General features: G+C 72.3%; 18 protein-coding genes and 1 tRNA gene. 7 read left to right on the plus strand and 12 right to left on the minus strand.

The annotated features are described in order from the left end of the window. Nucleotides 1-145: 145 nt before the first annotated feature. On the minus strand, nucleotides 146-1,393 hold the full coding sequence (locus tag ACIRO3_RS11235) for a hypothetical protein (protein ID WP_361780093.1): 1,248 nt from the start codon (nucleotides 1,391-1,393) through the stop codon (nucleotides 146-148). Nucleotides 1,394-1,498: 105 nt separating this feature from the next. On the opposite strand from ACIRO3_RS11235, the gene ACIRO3_RS11240 reads away from it, so the two are divergent. The 3 genes from ACIRO3_RS11240 to ACIRO3_RS11250 all read left to right on the plus strand — a co-directional run bounded on the left by ACIRO3_RS11240 (nucleotide 1,499) and on the right by ACIRO3_RS11250 (nucleotide 3,043). Continuing rightward, nucleotides 1,499-1,570: transfer RNA gene (locus ACIRO3_RS11240), tRNA-Val, on the plus strand. 585 nt (nucleotides 1,571-2,155) lie between these two features. After that, nucleotides 2,156-2,803, plus strand: coding sequence for a hypothetical protein (locus ACIRO3_RS11245; RefSeq protein ID WP_404134910.1), 648 nt, complete (start codon nucleotides 2,156-2,158; stop codon nucleotides 2,801-2,803). A 15-nt stretch (nucleotides 2,804-2,818) separates the two neighbouring features. Further along, nucleotides 2,819-3,043 carry a DUF2277 domain-containing protein gene (locus ACIRO3_RS11250; RefSeq protein WP_361780078.1) on the plus strand — a complete coding sequence of 75 codons (225 nt, stop codon included), beginning with the start codon at nucleotides 2,819-2,821 and terminating at the stop codon, nucleotides 3,041-3,043. A 135-nt stretch (nucleotides 3,044-3,178) separates the two neighbouring features. On the opposite strand, the gene ACIRO3_RS11255 is transcribed toward ACIRO3_RS11250, so the two are convergent. The 6 genes from ACIRO3_RS11255 to ACIRO3_RS11280 form a co-directional block, all read right to left on the minus strand. Beyond that, nucleotides 3,179-3,673 (minus strand): hypothetical protein, encoded by a 495-nt coding sequence (locus ACIRO3_RS11255; protein ID WP_404134916.1) that lies wholly within the window; start codon nucleotides 3,671-3,673, stop codon nucleotides 3,179-3,181. Nucleotides 3,674-3,964: 291 nt separating this feature from the next. Next, the gene (locus ACIRO3_RS11260; RefSeq protein WP_404134918.1) at nucleotides 3,965-4,597 is read right to left on the minus strand and encodes a DedA family protein; all 633 of its coding nucleotides are present in this window, start codon (nucleotides 4,595-4,597) and stop codon (nucleotides 3,965-3,967) included. Between the two features lie 159 nt (nucleotides 4,598-4,756). Then, entirely contained in the window at nucleotides 4,757-6,424 is a 1,668-nt protein-coding gene (locus ACIRO3_RS11265) for an alkaline phosphatase D family protein (protein WP_404134921.1), read from the minus strand. A 258-nt stretch (nucleotides 6,425-6,682) separates the two neighbouring features. Then, a complete protein-coding gene (locus ACIRO3_RS11270) occupies nucleotides 6,683-7,327 on the minus strand; it encodes an HNH endonuclease family protein (protein WP_404135330.1) in 645 nt (214 codons plus the stop codon). A gap of 841 nt (nucleotides 7,328-8,168) precedes the next feature. Further along, a complete protein-coding gene (locus ACIRO3_RS11275; RefSeq protein ID WP_404134923.1) occupies nucleotides 8,169-8,858 on the minus strand; it encodes an HAD-IA family hydrolase in 690 nt (229 codons plus the stop codon). A 687-nt stretch (nucleotides 8,859-9,545) separates the two neighbouring features. Then, entirely contained in the window at nucleotides 9,546-9,719 is a 174-nt protein-coding gene (locus tag ACIRO3_RS11280) for a peptidoglycan-binding domain-containing protein (protein WP_361781259.1), read from the minus strand. A gap of 1,273 nt (nucleotides 9,720-10,992) precedes the next feature. Here ACIRO3_RS11280 and ACIRO3_RS11285 point away from each other — a divergent pair. After that, nucleotides 10,993-13,257, plus strand: a complete 2,265-nt coding sequence (locus ACIRO3_RS11285) for a DHA2 family efflux MFS transporter permease subunit (protein ID WP_404134927.1) — start codon at nucleotides 10,993-10,995, stop codon at nucleotides 13,255-13,257. A 31-nt stretch (nucleotides 13,258-13,288) separates the two neighbouring features. On the opposite strand, the gene ACIRO3_RS11290 is transcribed toward ACIRO3_RS11285, so the two are convergent. Beyond that, nucleotides 13,289-13,807 carry a GNAT family N-acetyltransferase gene (locus tag ACIRO3_RS11290; protein WP_404135333.1) on the minus strand — a complete coding sequence of 173 codons (519 nt, stop codon included), beginning with the start codon at nucleotides 13,805-13,807 and terminating at the stop codon, nucleotides 13,289-13,291. 176 nt (nucleotides 13,808-13,983) lie between these two features. Between ACIRO3_RS11290 and ACIRO3_RS11295 the strand changes: the two genes are divergently transcribed. Further along, nucleotides 13,984-14,379: a nuclear transport factor 2 family protein gene (locus tag ACIRO3_RS11295; RefSeq protein WP_361781268.1), complete on the plus strand. Its 396-nt coding sequence runs from the start codon at nucleotides 13,984-13,986 to the stop codon at nucleotides 14,377-14,379. Nucleotides 14,380-14,594: 215 nt separating this feature from the next. Here the strand turns inward: ACIRO3_RS11295 and ACIRO3_RS11300 are convergent, their stop codons facing one another. Then, the gene (locus ACIRO3_RS11300) at nucleotides 14,595-14,924 is read right to left on the minus strand and encodes an antibiotic biosynthesis monooxygenase family protein (protein ID WP_404134930.1); all 330 of its coding nucleotides are present in this window, start codon (nucleotides 14,922-14,924) and stop codon (nucleotides 14,595-14,597) included. Nucleotides 14,925-15,090: 166 nt separating this feature from the next. Between ACIRO3_RS11300 and ACIRO3_RS11305 the strand changes: the two genes are divergently transcribed. Next, nucleotides 15,091-17,085 carry a bifunctional glycosyltransferase 87/phosphatase PAP2 family protein gene (locus ACIRO3_RS11305; protein ID WP_404135336.1) on the plus strand — a complete coding sequence of 665 codons (1,995 nt, stop codon included), beginning with the start codon at nucleotides 15,091-15,093 and terminating at the stop codon, nucleotides 17,083-17,085. Between the two features lie 96 nt (nucleotides 17,086-17,181). Here ACIRO3_RS11305 and ACIRO3_RS11310 read toward each other — a convergent pair whose 3' ends face one another. Together ACIRO3_RS11310 and ACIRO3_RS11315 are read right to left on the minus strand one after the other, a co-directional pair. After that, nucleotides 17,182-17,547: a DUF6193 family natural product biosynthesis protein gene (locus ACIRO3_RS11310; protein ID WP_361781271.1), complete on the minus strand. Its 366-nt coding sequence runs from the start codon at nucleotides 17,545-17,547 to the stop codon at nucleotides 17,182-17,184. 188 nt (nucleotides 17,548-17,735) lie between these two features. Next, on the minus strand, nucleotides 17,736-18,980 hold the full coding sequence (locus ACIRO3_RS11315; protein ID WP_404134934.1) for a cytochrome P450: 1,245 nt from the start codon (nucleotides 18,978-18,980) through the stop codon (nucleotides 17,736-17,738). 242 nt (nucleotides 18,981-19,222) lie between these two features. Here ACIRO3_RS11315 and ACIRO3_RS11320 point away from each other — a divergent pair, with 242 nt between their 5' ends. Beyond that, complete coding sequence (locus tag ACIRO3_RS11320; RefSeq protein ID WP_404134936.1) at nucleotides 19,223-20,392, plus strand: steroid 3-ketoacyl-CoA thiolase; 1,170 nt, start codon at nucleotides 19,223-19,225, stop codon at nucleotides 20,390-20,392. 240 nt (nucleotides 20,393-20,632) lie between these two features. Here the strand turns inward: ACIRO3_RS11320 and ACIRO3_RS11325 are convergent, their stop codons facing one another. After that, a complete protein-coding gene (locus tag ACIRO3_RS11325; protein WP_361781280.1) occupies nucleotides 20,633-21,037 on the minus strand; it encodes a transglycosylase SLT domain-containing protein in 405 nt (134 codons plus the stop codon). Nucleotides 21,038-21,171 lie beyond the last annotated feature (134 nt).

The following is a 21,171-nucleotide window of genomic DNA, read 5'->3' on the forward strand; positions in this document are numbered from 1 at the left end:
GCGCACGACAACCTCAGCGGTGCTGCCCGCCGTGCCCGCGCCGCTCGGCCGTGACCCTGACCCCTGACCCCGACACGGTGGCGGTCAGCCCGGTCAGCCCGGTCAGCCCGGTCAGCCCGGTTGCCCGGTCGCCCGGATGGCCGGGTCACTGGCCGTGGCCGCGCTGCTCCCGGATGTCGGCGACCACCCGGTTCACGGACGCCCGCACACCCTCCATCTCCTGAAGGAAATGCCAGTAGTCCGGATGCCGCCCCTCCAAACCCGAGAGCGCCCGGTCCATCCGCGCCACCGACTCGTCCAGCGGCCCCGCGTGCCGCGGATCGGGCACACTGCGGCCCTCCATCGCCAGCCGCTGCGCGTCCCGGATCGCGAACCGCGTCCGCCGCACCTCCTCCTGCGGATCCCGCGCCACCGCCTCCAACCGCGTCAAGCGGTCCTGCGCCGCCGACACCGCCTCGTCGGTCATGTCCAGCGAACCGCGCACCGCCTCGATCGACGCCGCCACGTCCGCCCACCGCTGCTCGTCCCGCGCCCGGCCCGCCTCGGCCAACCGCTCCTCCGCCTGCGCGACCTCCCGAACCGCTTGGTCCGGCACGTGTTGCAGGTCCTGCCAACACGCCGCCGAGAACCGCCGCCGCAACTCGCTGAGCACCGGATCCACCCGGTCCGCCCGATTGCGCAACGCCTGCGCCCGGGTCCGCAGACTCACCAGCCGCCGATCGATCTCGGCCGCACGCGCCGGCAACCGCGCCGCCTCGGCCCTGACCCCCTCGGCGTCCCGAAGTATCCGGTCCGCCCGCTGCACCGTCTCCTGCACGCCGTGCCGGGCGGCGCCTTGGTTCAACTTGGTCAGCTCCGGACCCAGCGCCGCCAACCGCGCCGCCAGATCGTCCGCCCGCATCCCCTTGCCGCGCACCTCGTCCAGCGCGTCGCTCGCCGCCAGCAGCGCGGCCTTCGCCCGCTCCCGCGCCGGCGCCACCCGCGCCAACTGCGTCTCCGCCTTGTCCAACAGCGGCCGCAACCCCTGCTCGAACCGCTCCAGCTCCCCCTTGACCCGGATCAGCTCGTCCCGCGCCCGCGTCAACTCCTGCGTCGCCCGCGCCGCGACCGAGGCCTCCAGCTCGACCCGGTCCAAGTCGTGCGCGTCCACCGCCTCGATGTACACGTGACTGACCTCGTCGATCCGCCGCCCGAGCGCGGCGAACCCCTCCGTCGCCCGCAGCGCGTCCGGCGAACCGTCCGCCGCGGCGATCGTCTCGATCGAGATCCGCAGGTCCCGCTGCGCCGTGTCCAGGTCGTAGAACGCCGCCGCGGCGGCATCCTTCGCCGCCTGCGCGTCCGCCCGCCGACTCTCGTCCCGCCCACCGAACCACCGCCGGGATGCCGTCGTCACAATCCCTCTCCCGTACCGCGTCCGCCATGCCCCGCTCCATTCTCCCCCACGGGAACGGGTTTGCGTGGGGGGTGCGCCCGCCATGTAGGCTGTCCACTCATCCACGGGTGCGTAGCTCAGGGGTAGAGCGCCGCTCTTACAAAGCGGATGTCGGCGGTTCGAAACCGTCCGCGCCCACCGGTACGAAGGCCCCCAACCGATCATGGTTGGGGGCTTTCGTGTGCCATCTCGGCCCCCCCCGGCAGCCGTGTGGGCCGTAGGGCATGCCACCGGGTTTGCGGCTTCGCTCGCCCTGCACGGTCCGGTCGGATGTGGGTCTATACCGCCCCCTCTGCGCCGACGCGTCGACACCTTGCCACCGTCCCCTTCCCGTGCGTCCTTTCTGGGCCTCGGTGTTCTCGGGCACCGTGCGAGGGGAGCCGGCATCGGTGAGCGAGGAGGGTGCGAGGTGACGCGACCGAGGTGCGGCGCGGTCACGAAGAGTGGGAGTCGTTGTCGGAACAAGGCGCTCATCGGGAGCGGCCAGTGGGTCAGGCATCAGGGGCGCCGGACTCGACGGGGGAGTGCGCGGGCGGAGATCGAGCAGGCCCAGGCGCGGATGCGGGAGCTTCGGAAGAGGAAGTGGGCTTGGTGGTGACGCCAACGTGCTGAGGGGGCAGCGGAGTTGACGGCCCGAGTTGACGGCCTTGCTTCGGCGGATGTCCGTGAGGGCGGGGTGGGGGCCGTCTTGGCGGGGGGTCGGGGGCGTGGGATGGTCGGAGAATGGGGGAGTGGGTCTTAGCGGGGATCGCGGTGTTGGTCGCCGGCGCGGTGTACGTCGTGGCGGAGCGGGCCGCGGGGGCGGCGTTCGAGCGGCGGCGGGACGCGGAGCGGGCGCGGTTGCTCGCGCGGACGGGGTCGCAGGCGCCGCCCGAGCCGGAGGCGCGCGATCCCAAGTACGGGGACACCGGATGGCTCGTACCGAGGACGGTCGGGCGGCCCGCGCAACCGGGTGATCGGCACGACGACTTCACCCCCCTCCTCGTCGAGTACTACGCCTACGGGCTGACGCAGGCGCGGAGCAGCTTCGTGACCAGCCAGCGGTTCGCCGGCGTGGGGGCGGCCATCCTGCTGCTGGGGGTGGCGCTGGCCGTGTGGAAGGCGGAGAGCAGCGGGGAGCTGTACCTCGGCGTGGTGACCAGTTCGGTCGGCCTGGTCGTCACGCTCATCGGGCAGCTGTTCCACCGACGGGCCGACATCGCGCTCCGGCACATGGCCGACCAGAGCGCCTCGCTGCGGGACGACAGGCGGGCCGCCGAGTCGATGGCGCAGGCGGTCGGGCTGTTGGAGGAGGTCACCGACCCCGAGCTGAAGGGGCGGCTCCAGGCCGGGTTGATCATGAAGCTTTCCGGGGCCGAGCTGCCCCGGTAGCGGGATAGTGGAGGCATGTGCCGTTCCATTAAGACCCTGCGCCCGCCCGTCCTCCCCGAGAAGGCCACCGAGGAGGAGATCCGCGCGGCAGCGCTCCAGTACGTGCGCAAGGTGTCCGGCTTCCGGGCGCCCGCCGCACACAACCAGGAGGTGTTCGCCGCAGCCGTCGACGCCATCGCCGAGGCGACCCGGGACCTGCTGGACGGTCTCCAGGTCAGGGGAGCCCACGCCGCTTCCTGAGCCGGTGGGTCTACGCCCGGCGGGCGTGAGCCGGGCGGGTCTGTGCAGGGCGGGTCTGTGCAGGGCGGGCGTGAGCCGGGCGGGTCTCCGTCCTGTGTCGGGCCGTCCTGTGGCGTCCGCGGCTGCTGCCGCCGTTCAGGCGGTCCGCTCCGTGCGGCGCCGGATCACCCACGCGCCGGCGCCGAGGGCGACCGCGACGAGTGCCCCACCGAGGGCGATGCTGCCCGGGCCCATCGTGTCGATGCTGCCGCCCAGGCCGCCGCGGGCGGCGCCCGTGGCCACGTTCAGGGTGACGGTGACCCGCTCGCCGCCGCTGCCGCCGCACTCGTAGGTGACGGGGTGCGAGCCGGTGCGGGCGCTGCGGTGGACGGTGGCGCTGCCGAACAGGTTGGTGGCCTCCAGGTTGCCCGGCGTCAACTGGACATCGGGGAACGCGGAGGAGGTGGCCCGGCCGGTCTTGGTGCCGCAACCCTGGACGTTCAGGCTGACCCGACCGCCGGGAGCGACGGTGTACGGGGACAGGGTAGCCGTGGGGCGGGCGTAGGCCAGGGTGACGGGTGTGACGGCGGCGACGACGAGCGTCGCGGCCGCGCCTCTCATCAGGTGGTGCCGGATGCGGGTGGCGGGCATGGAGAGAACTCCTCGGGCTCCTCGAAACGGCGCGGCCAGGGCACGGATGTGACGCGGATTCGGTCGCGCACCGTGCTGTGGACGCTAGAAGCCCAGCCCGGCGGCGGCGATCGCTGTCGGGTGAACGGGTGACACACCACCCCCACCCGGGCTAGCGGGCCGCCGTACGGGTGACGCGCAGCGTGCGCCCGAGCCGTCCGCCACCGGTACGGCGGCCCGGGTGGTCAGCACATCCACCTCCTGCGCCCCGACCCGAGGTATGTGCGGTACGGGCACCCGTGCCGTACGGGATCAGGCCGCCGCGGCGGAGCCCGGCCCCGGGCGGCGCAGCAGGAACGCCGCCAGCGAGCCCGCCGCGAACAGCGCGATCAACGACACCGCGGTACCCAGCCACGTCGTGCCCAGCCACTGCGTGCCGAAATAGCCCAGCGCCACGCTGTACCCCGCCCAGGTCATGCCCGCCAGGACCGACCAGGGCAGGAACTCCTTGACCTTGCGCTGGGTCTTGCCCGCACCCAACGACACCACCGAACGGCCCGCCGGGGCGAACCTGGCGATCACCACCAGGGCGCCGCCGCCACGCGCCAGAGCCACCCCCAACCGCTCGTGGGCCCGGGTCAGCCGACGAGAACGGGCGATCGCCCGGTCCAACCGGGCACCCCCGCGCCGCGCCAACCGGAACGCGGCCATATCCCCCAGCACCGAAGCCGACGTCGCGATCACCAGCAACGCCATGATGTCCGGCACCTGCTCGGGAACCGGCGTCGGCGAACCCGCCGCTCCGGCGGCGGCCGCGGCGGCGGCCGCAGTGATCACCAACACCCCGCTCGGCAACACCGGCAGGAAAACGTCGAGCACGACGGACACCGCCACCACGGCGTAAATCCAGGGGCTTGTGGTCAGCGACCCCAAGATCTCAAGCAAGTGGTACTCCCCAGTCCGAAGCGCCGCGTCGTCGCGGGGAGCGGCAGGGGCGGCTTGACAGCCAGACAGCGTACGCCTGGGAGTGACCCCCCGGATCCCCGGGGTGACGATACGACGACTCCCCGAGGCCCGGCTTGTGGCTTCTTCCGGACGCGCACGTCAACGGGACTCGGTCAGCTCACGATCCAGAACGGACGTCAGCCGAGCCTTCGAACCGCGCCCCCACCCCGTCCGGGCCTGGTCCAGGCGGAGCCGTGCCGTGCGACCCGCCAGTTCCAGCGTCATCAACTGATTCCCGAACCAGGGGCCGCCCGTACGCCGCCAACTCAGCGGCGGCCGACCCGTCCGCCCGTGCCGGGAGAACCCGCGACCCAGCCACCGCCCCACCCGCGACCAACCCAGCCGGAAACCCCACTTCACGGCCATGTGGATGGAGTTGTGCACGGGCGAGCACGTCAACTGGAACACCCGCGCCGTACTCGGTATTCGGGGCTCCGCCACATAAGCGTGGTGCACGTCGCCCGAGAGCACGCACACCGTCGCCGGTGCCCGCGGCCCCGTCCCCACCTCCTCGATCAGATCACTCAGCGCCGCGAAGGACCCCGGGAACGCCGCCCAGTGCTCCAGATCGCTGCGCCGCCGCAGGTCCTCCCCGATCCGCGCCCACCGGGGCCCCCGCTCCCCACGACACAGGGCGGCGTTCCACACTTCCGCGTCATGGATCAACGGCGGCATCAGCCACGGCAGCGAGGACCCGATCAGCAGGTGGTCATAGCCGCCGTGCCCGTCCAGGGCGTTGTCCCGCAGCCACTCCTGCTCGGCCGGGTCGAGCATCGCCCGCCGGTCCTCGGCCAGCACCCGCGCGGCGCGCGTGTCCACCATCAGCAGCCGCGAGCGGCCGAAGTCCCGCCGGTAGCTCCAGCGGGCCGAGCCCGGATCGGCGTCGGCCGCGGCGGCGAAGGCCCGCAGGGCGTCCGTGCCGTCGGGGGTGGCGCGTACCGCCTCGTACAGAGGGTCCGCCTCCAACTCGGCGGGGGAGAGGTTGCCGAGGTGCTGGTGCACCCAGTACGACATCAACCCGCTCAGCACCCGCTCCGACCACCAGGGCGTCGCCCGCATCTCCGCCAGCCAGGCCGCGCTGGTGTTCCAGTCGTCGATGACGTCGTGGTCGTCGAAGACGTGCAGGCTCGACACCGTCGACAACAGCCAGCGGATCTCCGGGTCCAGCCAGGATTCGTAGTACAGCCGGGTGTATTCCTCGTAGTTCGCGACCTGCGCGCCCGGCGCCTCGCGCAGGTCCCGGCGGGCCGCCAGCCACCGCTTCGTCGCCCGCGAGAGGTGGTCGGCGTACACCTGGTCGCCGAGCAGCAGCAGGACGTCCGGTCTGATCGCTTCCGGATCGGCCGCCAGCCGCGCCGCGAGGGTGTCCAGCGCGTCCGCGCCGTGCGGCCCGCGCCGGTCGGCGGGCGGCGCGGCCTGCCGGCACGATCCGAACGTCACCCGCAGCCCAGGAGCGGGCCGGCCGGGCCCCGCGACGGCGGGCGCGGTGATGGTGCTGGGCGGGAAACCGCTGTCGGGCAGCGGCCACACCCGGGCTCCGTCGAGCCGGACCTCGTACGCGCTGGTCGTGCCCGGGGTCAGGCCGGTGACCGGGACCAACGCGTAGTGATGGCCCTCTATCTGGAAGGTGTGCGCACGGCCGCCCGCCCCGTCCGCGCACCGCACCTCGGCCGTGCACGGGCGGTCCGCCTCGACCCATATGGTCGCGGCGCCGCCCGTGTCCCAGTCGACGTAACGCAGCAGCGGCCCCAGACGCAGTCCGGCCATGAGACTCCCCCTCCTTCATGTCCCCTTCGATCACGGTACGGGGTGGAGGGGGGCCCTGGCCTCCCCCTGGCGGGGGAGAAAGATCGGCCTCCGCTCGGGGCCGTGGGGCGGGGTCAGGTCTGCGGTCGGCCCACCGGCCGAACGGCTGGCCGGCGGGCCGGCGGGCCGGCTGGCCGGCGGGCTGGTCGGCCGAACGCTCGCCCTGCCGTCAGCGGTTGTTCAGGCGGTTGTCAGGCCGTCGTCAGGTGCCGCCGGCCGTCAGCAGCCGTTGAGCACGTTCGACAGGGCGGTCTTCTCACCGGAGTCCATCTTGAGGCCCCAGTACTGCTTCACCTGGACCCACATCCGGGCGTACGTACAGCGGTAGGCGGTGCGCGAGGGCAGCCACTTGCCGGGGTCGAGGTCGCCCTTGGCCTGGTTGACGTTGTCGGTGACCGCGATGAGCTGCGGGCGGGTGAGGTCGTTGGCGAACTGCTGACGCTTCGACGTGGTCCAGGAGGCGGCCCCCGAACGCCAGGCCTCGGCGAGCGGGACCATGTGGTCGATGTCGATGTCGGACGCCGCGGTCCAGGTCGCACCGTCGTACTCGGAGTACCAACTGCCGCTGACGGCGGCGCAGGCGGAGTCCTGTACGACGTTCACCCCGTCGCGTTTCAGGACCGTCTCGCGGGTGTTGCAGGTACCGGAGACGGTGCTCCAGTGCGGGAACAGGTCACGGCTGTAGCCGCTGAGGGAACCTTCCGCCGCGGGTGTGACGGTGGCCAGGTACGAACGGGCGGCCGCGGCGCTGATGGGGGCGGGCGGGGAGGCCTGGGCGGCCGGGGCGCTGACGAGGGTGGTCAGGGCGGCGAGAGCGGAGGCCGATGCGAGCACGCCGATTCGACGCGCGTAGACGGAGGGTATGAGGGCCATGAGGGCTCCCTGGTTGCGGGGGGTGGTGGCCGTGCGACCCCGGTGGGGCGCGGCCATGGTTGCGGCGCCGGATGTCGTTCGGGTGGGCGTCAGGTGACAGGTTGCCGACATGGGCACGTCACATCAAGGCGTCCAACGGCCCACAGATGTGCGGAAGTTGTGATTCCGGGCCGAAGGGTGGGGGCGATCCGGGGTCAACGTCGTAAACCGGACGCGTGGAGTCGTTGAGCTGGCCGACCTGCCGACCTGCCGACCTGCCGACCTTCCGACCTTCCGATCTGCCGACCTGGCGGCTGCGTCGGCTGCGTTGGCCGCATTGGCCGCGCTGTGATCGGTCGCGGCGGAGTGCGTGGCGAGCCGACCTCGGCGTCGGAGGTGGCGGGCCCCGCGCGGCGAGGCTGGGCCGGGAGGGCCTTCGGGTCGGGGACGCTCCGGCGCGGGGCGCGGGGCGCGGACGGACGAGCGGGTGGGTGCTTGGTACGGCGCTCGGTCGGGTGCGGGGCGGGGCGCGCGGACGGGCTCGCGGGTGGTGAGGCCGGCGTTCCGGTCGGGCGGGGGTCGGGTGGGGGCCGGATCGGCGTGGTGGATCCGGTGGGCCGGAGGTGCGCGGCGGAACGGTGTGGCGGAACTCGACCGCGAAGGAGGTGCCCGGGCTCAAGACCTCGTCGGTTGCGTGGCCGCTCGGGCCGGCGGGGGCGGACCGTGAGGGCGGGGTGTGCGGGTCGAGGTGTGTACGCGAGGGCCGGCCGCCCGCCCGCCGACTGCCTGCGGGTACGCGAAAAGGCGCGCGGCCCGGTGGTGAACCGGGCCGCGCGCCTTTACGGCCGGTGGGTCAGGCGGCGGGGGTGAGCGTGAGGTGGATGGTTCCGTCCGGGGTGGAGTGGACGCGGACCGACGTCAGGTCGGGCACGTGGGCCGTGGGGCCGTGGGCGGCGGCCCGGGAGCCTATGCCGATGACCCGCATCCCGGCGGCCTGGCCTGCGGCGATACCTGCGGCGGAGTCCTCGAAGACGATGCAGTCGGCCGGATCCACGCCCAACTCGGCCGCGCCCTTGAGGAAGCCCTCGGGGTCGGGCTTGCTGGCTCCGACCGACTCGGCCGTCACCCGTACGGCGGGCATGGGCAGGGCGGCGGCCGTCATGCGCGCCCGGGCCAGCGCGGCGTCGGCGGAGGTGACCAGCGCGTGCGGGAGACCCGCGATCGCGGCCATGAACTCCGGGGCGCCGCCGACCGGGACCACGCCGTCGGTGTCGGCGGTCTCGCGGGCGAGCATCTCGACGTTCTCGGCGTGGTTGAGCTCCATCGGGCGCTCCGGGAGCAGGATGGCCATCGTGGCGTAACCCTGACGGCCGTGGACCACCTTGAGGGCCTCGCGCGGGTCGAGCCCGTGGGACACGGCCCATTCGCGCCAACAGCGTTCGACCACCGCGTCGGAGTTGACGATGGTGCCGTCCATGTCCAGGAGCAGGGCCCTGGCGGTGAGGACGGTCGGGGTCGGGGCGGTGGCGGTGCTGGCCGGCATCGGCGGGGCTCCAGACGGGGCGGGAAAAAGAACAAGTGGTTCCGCCCACCGGTCAGGGAGTGAAGGCGGAACCACTTTGTTCCCGCACGATACAAAATCTGGGGCGGTCCGCGCCACCGTGCGCTGGACGGGGAGGCCTCCCGGAGCGGTGTGTGGTGTTCGGTGCGGGAGGTTGTGACCCCAACTCGGGTTGCTACGCGGTGAGTTGGGAATCCGACCGGCGGCTCGACGGCGGTGGGCGGTGACGAACGGCACACGAGTCGGGTGGGCCGTCGGGTCCGCAAAAGGCCGTTCCGGGGGCGCGCCCGCCGGTTGCGGCGTGGTGGCACGGCGCAGGTGGCGCGGTGATCGCGGGTGCGGGTGTCTCGGGCGTACGGGGGTGGGGTATGAGTATGGCTTTGGCGGCGGGAACCCCGGTGCGTCGGCCGTCGAGGGGCCGGAGGCGAGCGACGGGTCGGCCCCCTGCGCCTCAGGGTGCGCAGGGCGGCGGGGGGCGGCGTGGGGCCTGGTCGGACGGGGCCCGACCGGGCGGTTCGGAAGGCCGCTCGACGGGGTGCTGCGGGGCGCCCGAGTACGTACGTCGGATACTCGGGCGCCGCTCTCCTCGTTTCCAGGCGTGGCGGTTTTCAGGCGTGGAGCGGGATGCGATGGGACAGGCCGGGCCCGACACGTTGCGCAAGGGCCCGCCTAGCCCTCCAGGGCGCGGCGGGTGGCGGGGCCGTAGACGCCCCAGGGGTCACCTTGTATGTCGTTGTACCACTGGAACTCCGACACCGCGTTCTCCACCGACCGGCCGTACCGGCCGTCCATCCTGCCGCGGTACAAGCCCTGCCCCGTCAGGAGTTGCTGGAGCTTCTTCACCTCCGCGCCGGAGTCTCCGTACGCCAGGGTCGGTCCCTGCGGCGGGGGCGGCGGGGGCGACTGGGAATTGGGGGTACGGCTGGGAGTCGGCGCAGGGGTCGAGGCGGGCGGGGCGGTGGAACGGGACGGGCTCGGCGTGGCTGAGGGCGACGCGGAACGCGACGCGCTCGCACTCGGTGACGACGAACGGGACGCGGAAGGTGACGGCGAGGCCGACCGGCTCGGCTTCGTGCTGGGCGAAGCCGCCGTGGGACCGGTCGGAGGCAGGCTCGTCACGGGGCCCGACGGCTTCGCGTCCAACAGCGCGGTGTCGGTCTTCCCGGGCTCCGAGGCCCCCCCGAGCGCCAGCGCGAGAGCGGTACCGCCCAGGGCCACCACGGTGCAGGCGCCGGCCAGGAGCAGGACGAGTCGCTTTCGCTTCCTCGGGCCCCCACCCCCACCCCCTCCACCGCCGAGTCCCGCGTGGGGACCCTCCCCGAAGGCCGGACCCGGCCGCGCGGCACGACTCACGTCGTGGTCCGCGTACGGGCCCACGCCGTAGCCCGGGCCCGTGGCGTAGCCCGCGGCCATGGCGTACGTCCGGCCCGCGTCCGGACCGGCGCCAGGGCCCGCGTACGGGCCAACGCCGTACCCGGGGCCCGCGTCGTGGTCCGAGTTCGCCCCGTACCGGGCGCCCGGCGCCGCGCCGTGGCCCGCGTCCGGGTTCGTACCCGGGTGTCCCGGGCCCGGCCGGTCGCCGTACTCCGAACCTGCGGCGTAACCCTGGTCCACGCCGTACCCGGGACCGGCGGCGTACCCCGGACCCGCGCCGTGGCCCGCCCCCGGGGCTGTACCGGGGTGGCCCGCGCCCGGCCGGCCGCGGTGACCCGCCCCCGCACCCGTCCCGGGGCCCGCGCCTGGCCTGTGGGCCGCCCCGGGTGCTGCTCCGCTCCCGGGGGCGCTCCGGGTGGTGCCCGCGGGGGCCCCTCCCAGGTGGCCGGGGGTCGGGCCGTCCGCTGTGGGCGGGCCCGGGTGAAGGGGGACCGTGTGGTCCGTCCAGGCCTGTCGCGACTGCGGCGACACGGGCACGGGTATGCCGTACGCCGGGGTGTCGTGCGCGGGCGCGGGTGCCGGGGGGACCGGGGGCAGCGACTCCGTCGGCGCGTCGCCGGGCGGGCCGAACGGGCTGCCGGCCGACGGACGGGTCGGATCGGCCATCGCCCCCAGCACCGGTTGGGGGGACGCCGGGGCAGGACCCGACTGCCCGGGGTCGGACAGGGACACGTATGGGCGGATGCGCAGGGGGTTGAAACCCGCCCCCGGCGCGCACTCGCAGCCGACGCCCTCGGCGCCGCAATCTGGACAGCGCTCAGCGCTCACTGGAACCCTCCCTGGCCACTGCCTGCGATTATGCAGACCCGCCAGCCCCGGCCCAACCCTCCCGAGAGGCCATAACCGGACACACCGCTCAGGATGGAGATTGTTGATCCGGCCTGAGGAGGAGTCGATGGCCCAGGATGTGACCGCATCGGCCGTGCAACCCGGCCCCGGCGGTGAGCGCGCCTCACGCGACGTACTCGTTTCCATCGGCGCCCTGCTGCTGGGGCTGCTGATCGCCGCACTCGACCAGACCATCGTGTCCACCGCCCTGCCGACCATCGTCAGCGAACTCGGCGGCATGGAGCACCTGTCCTGGGTCGTCACCGCCTACATGCTCGCCTCCACCGCCGCCACGCCGCTGTGGGGCAAGCTCGGTGACCAGTACGGGCGCAAGAGGCTGTTCCAGTACGCGATCGTGATCTTCCTGGTCGGGTCCGCGCTGTGTGGGATCGCCCAGGACATGGCGCAGCTCATCGGCTTCCGCGCCCTCCAGGGTCTGGGCGGCGGCGGACTGATGGTGTTGTCCATGGCGATCGTCGGAGACATCGTCCCGCCCCGTGAACGCGGCAAGTACCAAGGGCTCTTCGGCGCCGTCTTCGGCGCGACCAGCGTCCTCGGGCCGCTGCTTGGCGGCCTGTTCGTGGACCATCTGACCTGGCGCTGGGTCTTCTACATCAACATCCCCATCGGTCTCGTCGCCCTCGCCGTCATCGCCGGGGCCCTCCACATTCCGGTGCGCTCCACGAAGCACACCATCGACTACCTCGGCACCTTCCTGATCGCCTCTGTCGCCACCTGCCTCGTTCTCGTCGCCTCCCTCGGCGGGACCACCTGGGCCTGGGGTTCGCCCCAGATCATCGGTCTGGCCGTACTCGGCGCGGTCCTCCTGGTCGCCTTCGTCCTCGTCGAGCGGCGGGCCGCCGAACCGGTCCTGCCGCTGAAGCTGTTCGCGATCCGTACGTTCACCCTCTGCTCGGTGATCAGCTTCGTCATCGGCTTCGCGATGTTCGGCGCGATGGTCTACCTGCCGACCTTCCTCCAGATCGTCCGGGGCGTCTCGCCGACGATGTCCGGCGTGCACATGCTGCCGATGGTGTTCGGCCTGCTGATCTCCTCCACCGTCTCCGGGCAGATCGTCAGCCGTACCGGACGCTGGAAGGTCTTCCCGATCGCCGGCACGGGCGTCACCGCCGTCGGACTGCTGCTCCTGCACCAGCTGCAGCGCACCAGCTCCGACTGGGAGATGGGGATCTACTTCTTCGTCTTCGGAGCCGGGCTCGGTCTGGTCATGCAGGTCCTCGTCCTCGTCGTGCAGAACGCGGTCAGCTACGAAGACCTCGGAGTCGCCACCTCCGGCGCCACCTTCTTCCGCTCCATCGGCGCCTCCTTCGGCGTCGCCATCTTCGGCACGATCTTCACCAACCGCCTCGACGCCCAGCTCACCTCCGCCCTGGCCGGCGCCCAGCTGCCGCCCGGTGTGACCGTCGCCCGGCTGGAGGCCGACCCGCGGGCCATCGGAACACTCCCCGCCGACCTGCGCACCCGGGCGCTCGACGCGTACTCCACCTCCATCACCGACGTCTTCCTCTACGCCGTTCCCATGGTGCTGGTCGCCTTCGTGGTGGCCTGGTTCCTCAAAGAGGACAAGCTCCGCGGCTCCGTCACCGCACCCGATGTGACCGAGACCCTCGCCTCCAACCCCGTCCAGCGCTCTTCACACGACGAGGTCGCCCGCGCCCTGTCGGTGCTCGGGACCCGCGAGGGCCGCCGACACGTCTACGAGAAGATCACCGCGAAGGCGGGCTACGACCTGCTGCCCGCGTCCAGCTGGATGCTGCTGCGGATCAAGAAGTACGGATCCACGGATCCGTCGGTGCTAGCCGACCGCACCGGCGTCCCGATCAAGGCGATCACGGACGCGGCTCGACAGATCGAGGGGCGCGGACTCGCGGTACGCGACGGACTGTCCCTGATCCTGACCGACCCGGGTCGGGAAAGCGCCGCGCGGCTGGCCGCCGCCCGGCAGGAATCGCTCGCCGAACTGCTCGGTGATTGGTGGGGTCCCGACCGGCCGACCGACCTGATCAAGCTGGTCGAGGAACTCAACGCGGAGTTGTGCGGTTCCGACTCCGAGGAGCCCTACGACGCCCTGCCCCGCCGGGACCACGCCGCCCCCTGAGCCCCGCCCTGCCCACACCCCCTCTGCCGCCCTACACGAGGGGCTTCTCGAACCAGTGCTCCGCGTAGGGGCCGGAGCTGTACGCCGGTATCTCCGCGTACCCGTGCCGCGCGTACAGGGCCCGGGCCTCCACCAGGTCGGATCGGGTGTCCAGGCGCACACGCTCGGCGCCCAGCGCCCGGCCCGCGTCCTCCAGGGCGGCGAGCAGCGCCGCCCCGCCGCCGGTGCCGCGGGCGCGACGGTCGACGTACACCCGGGTGAGCTCGGCGGTGACGGGGTCCAGCAGCCGTATGCCGCCGCAGGCCAGGGCCCGGCCGTCGAGCCTGCCGACGACGAACCGGCCCGTGGGTGGCCGGAGGCCGTCGTCCGGGAAGTCCAGCAGCCCCTGATCGATCTCCGCCTCGGTGACGGAGCGTTTCCAGTACCGGCCGGCGACCTCCGCGTAGTACGCGCGGCGCAGAGACGTTGCGTCGGGAGTGGTGAACGGCTCCGGGGCGACCGTCCAGGTGCCTGTGGTCGTGCCCGTGGTCGTGCCCGTGGGCGTGCCCATGGGCGTCGCCGGGGCCGTGCCCGTGGTTGCGGTGATCGCTTCGGTTTCGCTGTTCGTGGCGTTGTTCATGGCGTCATTGTGCGAGAGGGGAGGGGAGGTCTGCGTTGGAATATCCACAGGGGCGGGCCGATGATAGGAAAAAGGACAAACCGTGCACATGGAGGGCGTGAACCGTCATGTCGGAGCATCCTGACTGTGCCCTGATCCGCCGCGGCTACGAGGCCTTCGGCAAGGGCGACCTGGAGGCGTTGGGCGCGATGATGACGGCCGACGTCATCCACCACATGCCGGGCAACAACCCGCTCTCGGGCCATCACAAGGGCCGGGACGCCGTCATGGACCTCTACCGTCGCCTCGCGGAGGAGACGAACGGGACGCTGCGACTGCGGCTGGAGTCCGTTCTGGCGGACGGCCGGGGCCATGTCATGAGCTTCCACACGGCGCGCGGTGACCGGGGCGACCGGGGGATCGAGATCCGTGAGGGGCTGTTCTTCACGATCGTCGGGCACAAGATCACCGACATCGACGGGTGCACCGAGGACATCGACGAGGCCGACTCGTTCTGGGCCTGACCTGCTGACCTGCTGACCTGCTGACCTGCTGACCTGCTGACCTGCTGACGTGCTGACCTGCCGGTCTGCTGATGTGCCGGTCCCCGGCCTGCGACCCGCCTGACCTGCCCGGCCGACAACCCACGGGGGCCCGGGGCCACGGCCCCGGGGCCCCGGGGATTGCCGTCACGCCGTCACGCCGTCACGCCGTCACGCACCCACGCGCCCGCGCTCGTTCAGGCCTGCTTCGGCGCCGCCTGCTGGACGACTTCGAAGGACCACACCGAGGACCCGGAGGCCGCCGGCTTCGGTCGCTCGCCGCCACCCGCGCCGCCGCCCTGGTGGGCCGCCTTCATCGGGCCGTCCATCCACGCCTGGAAGTCCTCCTCGGAACGCCACCGGGTGTAGACGAGGTACTGGTCGGTGCCCTCCACGGGGCGCAGCAACTCGAACCACTCGAAGCCGTCCGAACCCTCCACGGCTCCCGCCCGTGAGGCGAAGCGCTGTTCCAGCACCTCTCGCTGCTCGGTCGGCACAGCCAGTGCGTTGATCTTCACGATGCTCATGAACGCCATCCTAGGGAGCCGCGGGAGATATCGTCCTCCGGGTAATCAAGTGGTGCGTGGGGCGCGGCAGCCGGGTGAAGTCGAGGTTGCGGCCGACAGGGCGGGAGGCCTGCGAGGCGTGGCTGACGCGGCAGAGCACAGCGGTGGCAACGGACATGCCGGGGTCATGGACGATCGCGGCAGACCGGGAGCGTTGCACCTCCTGCTGTGGGCGCTCGCGGGCGCCCTCGCGGTCAGGCAGGCGGTCGCCGTGTCGCGGGTGCCGGCGGCGCAGTGGCTCGACGGCTTCCACCTCCCGGCCGGCCTGCCGGGCTCGCTCTACGAGAGCGGATCCGGCCGGTTCACCGGTACCCCTTTCGCGGGACTCGTCCTGAAGCCGCTGGTCGGTCTGGCGGCGCCGTCCCTGGAAGTGGCCTGGACCTGCGTCACCCTGCTGTTCGTCGCCGCGATCGGGCTGGTCGCCGCGCGCGCCCTGCCCGAGCCGGTGCCCCGGCGCGCCGCGTTGCCGGCCGCGCCCGTGCTGGTCGCCCTGCTGATGGTCTCGCTGCCCGTCCGCGAGGCCGCGTCGCCGGGCCAGACCGCCGTCCTGCCCGTGCTGTTGGTGCTGCTCGCCGTCTTCCGGGTGCCCGGTGAACGCCCCGCCGGGTTCCTCGTCGGCCTCGCGGCCGCCCTGCAACCCGGACTGCTCCTGTTCGCGCCGCTGTTGTGGCTGACCGGGCGCCGCCCCACCGCCGGGGCCGCCGCCGTGACCTTCGCGGGCGCCACCGCCCTGTCCTGGGCCGCGCTGCCGCGCGACTCGTGGACGTACTGGGTCGAGCACCTCGCCGGTACCGGCCTCGGCGGCGCCCCCGGGGGCGCCGGCAACCAGTCCGTGCACGGCGCGTTGCTGCGCCTTGGTGTTAGCGGACCCGTCGAGATCGCCCTGTACGCGGCCCTCGCGGGACTGGTCCTGTGGATCGCCCTGCGCCGCGCGGTCCGGTACGCCCGCGACGGCCAACTGCTGCTCGCCGTCGCGATCACCGGCTGCGCGGCCGTCGCCGTGGCCCCGGAGGGCTGGCGCCACCAACTGCTGTGGGTGCTGCTCGCCGTCGCCGGCAAGGTGGGCCGGCGGGCCGCCGACCGGAGCGTCTGGCCGGTCGCCGTCGTGCTCGCCGTGATCCTGCCCAGCGCCGTGCTGCTGCCGAACCTGGGCGCGCTGGCCGTCGTACGGGACAACGTGCTGTTGCTGACCGCCCTCGCGGCGGCGTGCGCGGTACCGTTCCTGCCGCGTACCTCGCCGTACTGGCGCGAGCCCGTGCCCACCGCCTACGGCCGGCCCGCCCCCGCGCGCTGGTCCCGGGTGCCGCTGCTGCCGTTCTGGCGCCGGGTGATGTCCCGCCCGAACCTGCTGCTGGAACTGCTGTTGATACGGGTCGGCTACTCGATCTACTCGCACATCCGGGCCGCCGCCACCGCCGGCCGCGACCTCGCGGAGGCCAACGGCAGCCGGATCCACGGCATCGAGAAGGCGCTCGGCATCGACATCGAGCACGCCGTGAACCACGCCGTGGTGAACACGCCCTGGCTGGAGGCGTTCTTCGACTTCTACTACACCTCCTTCCACTTCGTGGTCCCCATGGGGATCCTGGCGGTCCTGTACTGGCGCCGCCCCGCCGACTACCGCTGGGCGCGCGCCTCGTTGGGGCTGGCCACCGTCCTCGCGCTCGTCGGTTTCTGGCTGTACCCGCTCGCGCCGCCGCGCCTGATGCCGGGCCTCGGGTTCATCGACACCGTGCACGGGGTGCAGGACCTGGCGAACCCGCAGTACGGGGCGATGACCGCGATCTCCAACCAGTACGCGGCGATGCCCTCGCTGCACTTCGGCTGGTCGCTGTGGTGCGGGATCGTGGTCGTCGTACTCGCCCCGAAGGGCCGGCAGAAGCTGCTGGGCGCCCTGCACCCGCTGATCACGGTGTGCGCGATCGTGGCCACCGCGAACCACTGGGTGCTCGACGCGGTCGGCGGAGCGCTCGTCGTCGGCGCCGGGTTCGGGCTGGTCCACGTGCTCTCCGGGCCCCGCGGCGCGCAGGGCGGGACCGAGGCCGGGGTGACGCTGCCGCGGCCCCGGACCCCCGAGCAGGAAGGCAGCGGCCACCCGGCGGGGGAGCGCACCACCGCCTGACGACGGGTCCGGGGAGGACGCGCGCCCGGTACGGTGCTCCCGCCGGTCCCCGGAGCGGCGGCGGCGAGGCGGCCGGTCCGGCGGGAGCGCGGGGTGCTACTCCGGCGGGATGTGGGAAACCACGAGGGCGATGGCCGCCTCGGCGGTGTCCGCCTCGCCGATCACGTTCGTCATGCGGGGCCCGCGCACCCGGAACCGGCCGTCGGCCAGCGGCTCGACCGCAGGCACCCCGACGTTGAACGGGGGGCTCGTACGGGAGCTGAACCACAGGGTCCAATGGCTGGTGAACGGGTAGAGCCGTCTGAGTCCGGGCTCTTTCGAGGCCGCTTCTATCAGTGCCAGGACGCCCTGACCCATGATCTTGGAATCGGCTCGGTCGAGCATCAACTGCCACGTCAAGGGCATCCGCTGCCAGCGTGCTTCCACGGCGTCGACGGGCCCGCGTTCGTCCTGAAGGTTCATCCGCGCAGTGTGCCGCGCCACCGGCTCCGGGACAACGGCCAGGAAGGTCACAACCGGCCAGGAAGGTTACAACCGGCCAGGAAGGTCACGACCGACCAGGAAGGTCACGGCCGACCAGGAAGGTCACGACCGGCGGACGGCAGGGGCCGGGCGTGGGTGGAGCGGCCCCTGCCGCCCCGGGTCGCGGGTCAGCCGCGGCTGACCCGGAGCTCCTTGATGCCGTTGAGCCAGGCGGCGCGCAGCCGCCGCGGCTCCTCGCCGGCCAGGCGCAGGTCGGGCAGGGCGTCGGCGAGCGCGTTGAAGATCAGGTCGATCTCCATGACGGCCAGCGACTTGCCGAGGCAGAAGTGCGGGCCGCCGCCCCCGAAGCCCAGGTGGGGGTTGGGGTCACGGGTGATGTCGAAGGCGTCCGGGTTCTCGAAGACCTCGGGGTCGTGGTTGGCGGAGGAGTAGAACATCCCCACCCGGTCGCCCGCCTTGATCTTCTGGCCGCCCAGTTCGGTGTCCTGGGTGGCGGTCCGTTGGAAGGACACCACCGGGGTGGCCCAGCGCACGATCTCCTCCGCTGCCGTGGCCGGCCGCGTCGCCTTGTACAGCTCCCACTGCTCGGGGTGGGTCAGGAAGGCGTGCATGCCGTGGCTGATGGCGTTGCGCGTGGTCTCGTTGCCCGCGACCGCCAGCAGCAGCACGAAGAAGCCGAACTCGTCGGAGCCCAGGTTGCCCTGGCCCTCGGCCGCGACCAACTGCGTGACGATGTCCTTGGCGGGACACTTCTTGCGCGCCGCCGACAGGTTCATCGCGTAGCCGATGAGTTCCATGGCCGCGTTCGAGCCGACCTCTTCGGTGATCGCGTACTCGGGATCGTCGTAGGCGATCATCTTGTTCGACCAGTCGAAGATCCGGAGCCGGTCCTCCTGCGGTACGCCGATCAGTTCGGCGATCGCCTGGAGCGGGAGTTCGCACGCCACCCGCGTGACGAAGTCGAAGCTGCCGTCGGCGGAGAGGGCCGCCGCCTCCTCCACGATCTTCCGCGCCCGGTCCCGCAGGGCCTCCTCCAGGCCGCGGATCGCCCGCGGGGTGAATCCGCGCTGCACGATCTGACGGACGCGGGTGTGTTCCGGCGGATCCATGTTCAACATGATCAGGCGCTGGGCATCAATCTGTTCGCGCGCGATGTGCTCGTTGAAGCGGATGATCGCCGTGTTCGTGGTCGAGGAGAACAACTCGGGGTGCGTGGAAACGTACTTGACGTCCGCGTGCCGGGTGACGGCCCAGTAGCCCTCGTCGTCGAAACCGGTGATGCCCCGCCGCTGTGGGCACCACCACACGGGGGCGGTCTGCCGGAGCTGTGCGAACTCCGGGAAGGGGACCCGGTCCTGGAGGAGGTCGGGGTCAGTGGCGTCGAAGCCTTCGGGCAGCGCGGGGCAGGGCATCGGGCGACTCCAAGGTCTGACGGCCCATCAGAAGATGGCTCGAAGGTAGTAACGAGTTCTAGAAGTGACAAGGGCTCCGGCGCCAAGTGTTGCGTGTGGAATCCGTGGAAGCCGCGTGCAAGACCCTTGCGTGCCGGGCCTCCAGGTCATAAGACTGCGGATGGAACTAGAACGCGTACTAGTTCAGGGCGGGGCGCCGGGACGGCCCGCCGCGCCGGTACCGTGCAGGAGAGGACGAGCTCATGGCCGCGGAACCCGTCATCGTCGAAGCCGTACGCACCCCCATCGGAAAGCGCGGGGGCGCGCTCGCCAACCTTCATCCCGCCTACCTGCTCGGCGAGACCTACCGCGAACTCCTCGCCCGAACCGGAATCCAGCCCGACTGCGTCGAGCAGATCGTCGGCGGCACCGTCACCCACGCCGGCGAGCAGTCGATGAACCCCGCCCGCAACGCCTGGCTGGCCATGGGCCTGCCGTACGAGACCGCCGCGACCACCGTGGACTGTCAGTGCGGCAGCTCCCAGCAGGCCAACCACATGGTCGCCAACATGATCTCCGGCGGGGTCATGGACATCGGCATCGCCTGCGGGGTCGAGGCCATGAGCCGGGTCCCGCTCGGCTCCGGCTCCAAGCACGGCCCCGGCAAGCCCTTCCCCGACGAGTGGAACGTCGACCTCCCGAACCAGTTCGAGGCCGCCGAGCGCATCGCCCGCCATCGGGGACTGACCCGGCAGGACGTCGACACGCTGGGCGTGCTCTCCCAGGAACGGGCGGCGACCGCCTGGGCCGAGGAGCGCTTCAAGCGCGAGACGTTCGCCGTGCAGGTGCCGACCACCGAGCCGGAACAGGCCGCCGGCCAGGGCATGTGGCGGCTGGTCGACCGTGACGAGGGACTGCGCGACACCTCCATGGAGGGCCTCGCCCGACTCAAGCCGGTCATGCCGACCGCCGTGCACACCGCCGGGAACTCCTCGCAGATCTCCGACGGGGCCGCCGCCGTGATGTGGGCCTCGCGCAAGATGGCCCGCGCGCTGAAACTCAGGCCGCGCGCCCGGATCGTGGCCCAGACGCTGGTCGGGGCGGACCCGCACTACCACCTGGACGGGCCGATCGACGCGACCCGGGCCGTGCTGGGCAAGGCCGGGATGTCCCTGCGGGACATCGACCTCGTCGAGATCAACGAGGCCTTCGCCTCCGTCGTCCTCAGCTGGGCCCAGGTCTTCGACCAGGACCTGGAGAAGGTCAACGTGAACGGAGGCGGCATCGCGCTCGGCCACCCCGTCGGCGCCACCGGCGCCCGGCTGATCACCACCGCGCTGCACGAGCTGGAACGCCGCGACAAGGAGTTCGCGCTGATCACCATGTGCGCGGGCGGCGCGCTGGCCACCGGCACGATCATCCAGCGGCTGTAACGGCCGCGGCCGCGTCACCACCGCCGCGCGAGCGGCCTCGGACCCCCTGGGATGGGACGCCGAAGGCCCCGTCGGCCGGACCTGGGGAGGCCGGCCACCGGGGCCTTCGCGTGTCTGTCACCGCCTTGTGGGCGGGTTCCGCGGCGCTGCGCGGAGGATGTTGTTCTCGTCGCCTTGTGGGCGGGAAGTCGTGCGCCGCCTCGCGGGCGGGTCCTGCGGCGTCCGCTGCCACTGGTCGGCTTAGTACCAGTGGTGGGACTGCCAGAAGTTCCAGGCGCCGACGGGGCTGCCGTAGCGGGAGTTCATGTAGTCCAGGCCCCACTTGATCTGGGTCGCCGGGTTGGTCTTCCAGTCCGCGCCCGCGGAGGACATCTTCGACGCCGGCAGGGCCTGGACCAGGCCGTACGCGCCGGAGGAGGAGTTCGTGGCGGTGTGGTTCCAGCCGCTCTCGTGAGAGACGATCTTGGAGAACGCCGCGAACTGGGCCGGGTCCTTGATCATCTGCTGCGCGATGGACTTGGCGTTCATCGGGGCCGCCTGGGCCGGGACCGCGGCGAGCATGGAACCGGCGACGCCGAGGGCGAGGACGGAACCGGCGATGGCCTTCTTGGAGGCGGTGATGCGGCGGATGACGGTGTTGGACACGGAATGGCCTTCCGTAGGGAACGGGGACGGCCGCAAGCACGCCGAGGACGTGCGTGAGCCACTCACGCGGGGGAGAGGGGTTCGTCGGCGGGGGGTGAAGCACCCCTGCCGCCTTGCGACTCATCCAGTTCTAC

The organism is Streptomyces sp. NPDC102278, assembly GCF_044766345.1.
In the GTDB taxonomy this organism is placed as follows: domain Bacteria; phylum Actinomycetota; class Actinomycetes; order Streptomycetales; family Streptomycetaceae; genus Streptomyces.

Coding starts and splice junctions, on each gene's coding strand:
- ACIRO3_RS11265 (WP_404134921.1), bottom strand. CDS start 6,424: ATGGCCGGACTGCGTCTGGGGCCGCTGCTGCGTTACGTCGACTGGGAC.
- ACIRO3_RS11295 (WP_361781268.1), top strand. CDS start 13,984: ATGTCGGAGCATCCTGACTGTGCCCTGATCCGCCGCGGCTACGAGGCC.
- ACIRO3_RS11290 (WP_404135333.1), bottom strand. CDS start 13,807: ATGGGCACGCCCACGGGCACGACCACGGGCACGACCACAGGCACCTGG.
- ACIRO3_RS11320 (WP_404134936.1), top strand. CDS start 19,223: ATGGCCGCGGAACCCGTCATCGTCGAAGCCGTACGCACCCCCATCGGA.
- ACIRO3_RS11275 (WP_404134923.1), bottom strand. CDS start 8,858: ATGCCGGCCAGCACCGCCACCGCCCCGACCCCGACCGTCCTCACCGCC.
- ACIRO3_RS11250 (WP_361780078.1), top strand. CDS start 2,819: ATGTGCCGTTCCATTAAGACCCTGCGCCCGCCCGTCCTCCCCGAGAAG.
- ACIRO3_RS11300 (WP_404134930.1), bottom strand. CDS start 14,924: ATGAGCATCGTGAAGATCAACGCACTGGCTGTGCCGACCGAGCAGCGA.
- ACIRO3_RS11255 (WP_404134916.1), bottom strand. CDS start 3,673: ATGCCCGCCACCCGCATCCGGCACCACCTGATGAGAGGCGCGGCCGCG.
- ACIRO3_RS11305 (WP_404135336.1), top strand. CDS start 15,091: ATGGACGATCGCGGCAGACCGGGAGCGTTGCACCTCCTGCTGTGGGCG.
- ACIRO3_RS11245 (WP_404134910.1), top strand. CDS start 2,156: ATGGGGGAGTGGGTCTTAGCGGGGATCGCGGTGTTGGTCGCCGGCGCG.
- ACIRO3_RS11285 (WP_404134927.1), top strand. CDS start 10,993: ATGCGCAGGGGGTTGAAACCCGCCCCCGGCGCGCACTCGCAGCCGACG.
- ACIRO3_RS11310 (WP_361781271.1), bottom strand. CDS start 17,547: ATGAACCTTCAGGACGAACGCGGGCCCGTCGACGCCGTGGAAGCACGC.
- ACIRO3_RS11315 (WP_404134934.1), bottom strand. CDS start 18,980: ATGCCCTGCCCCGCGCTGCCCGAAGGCTTCGACGCCACTGACCCCGAC.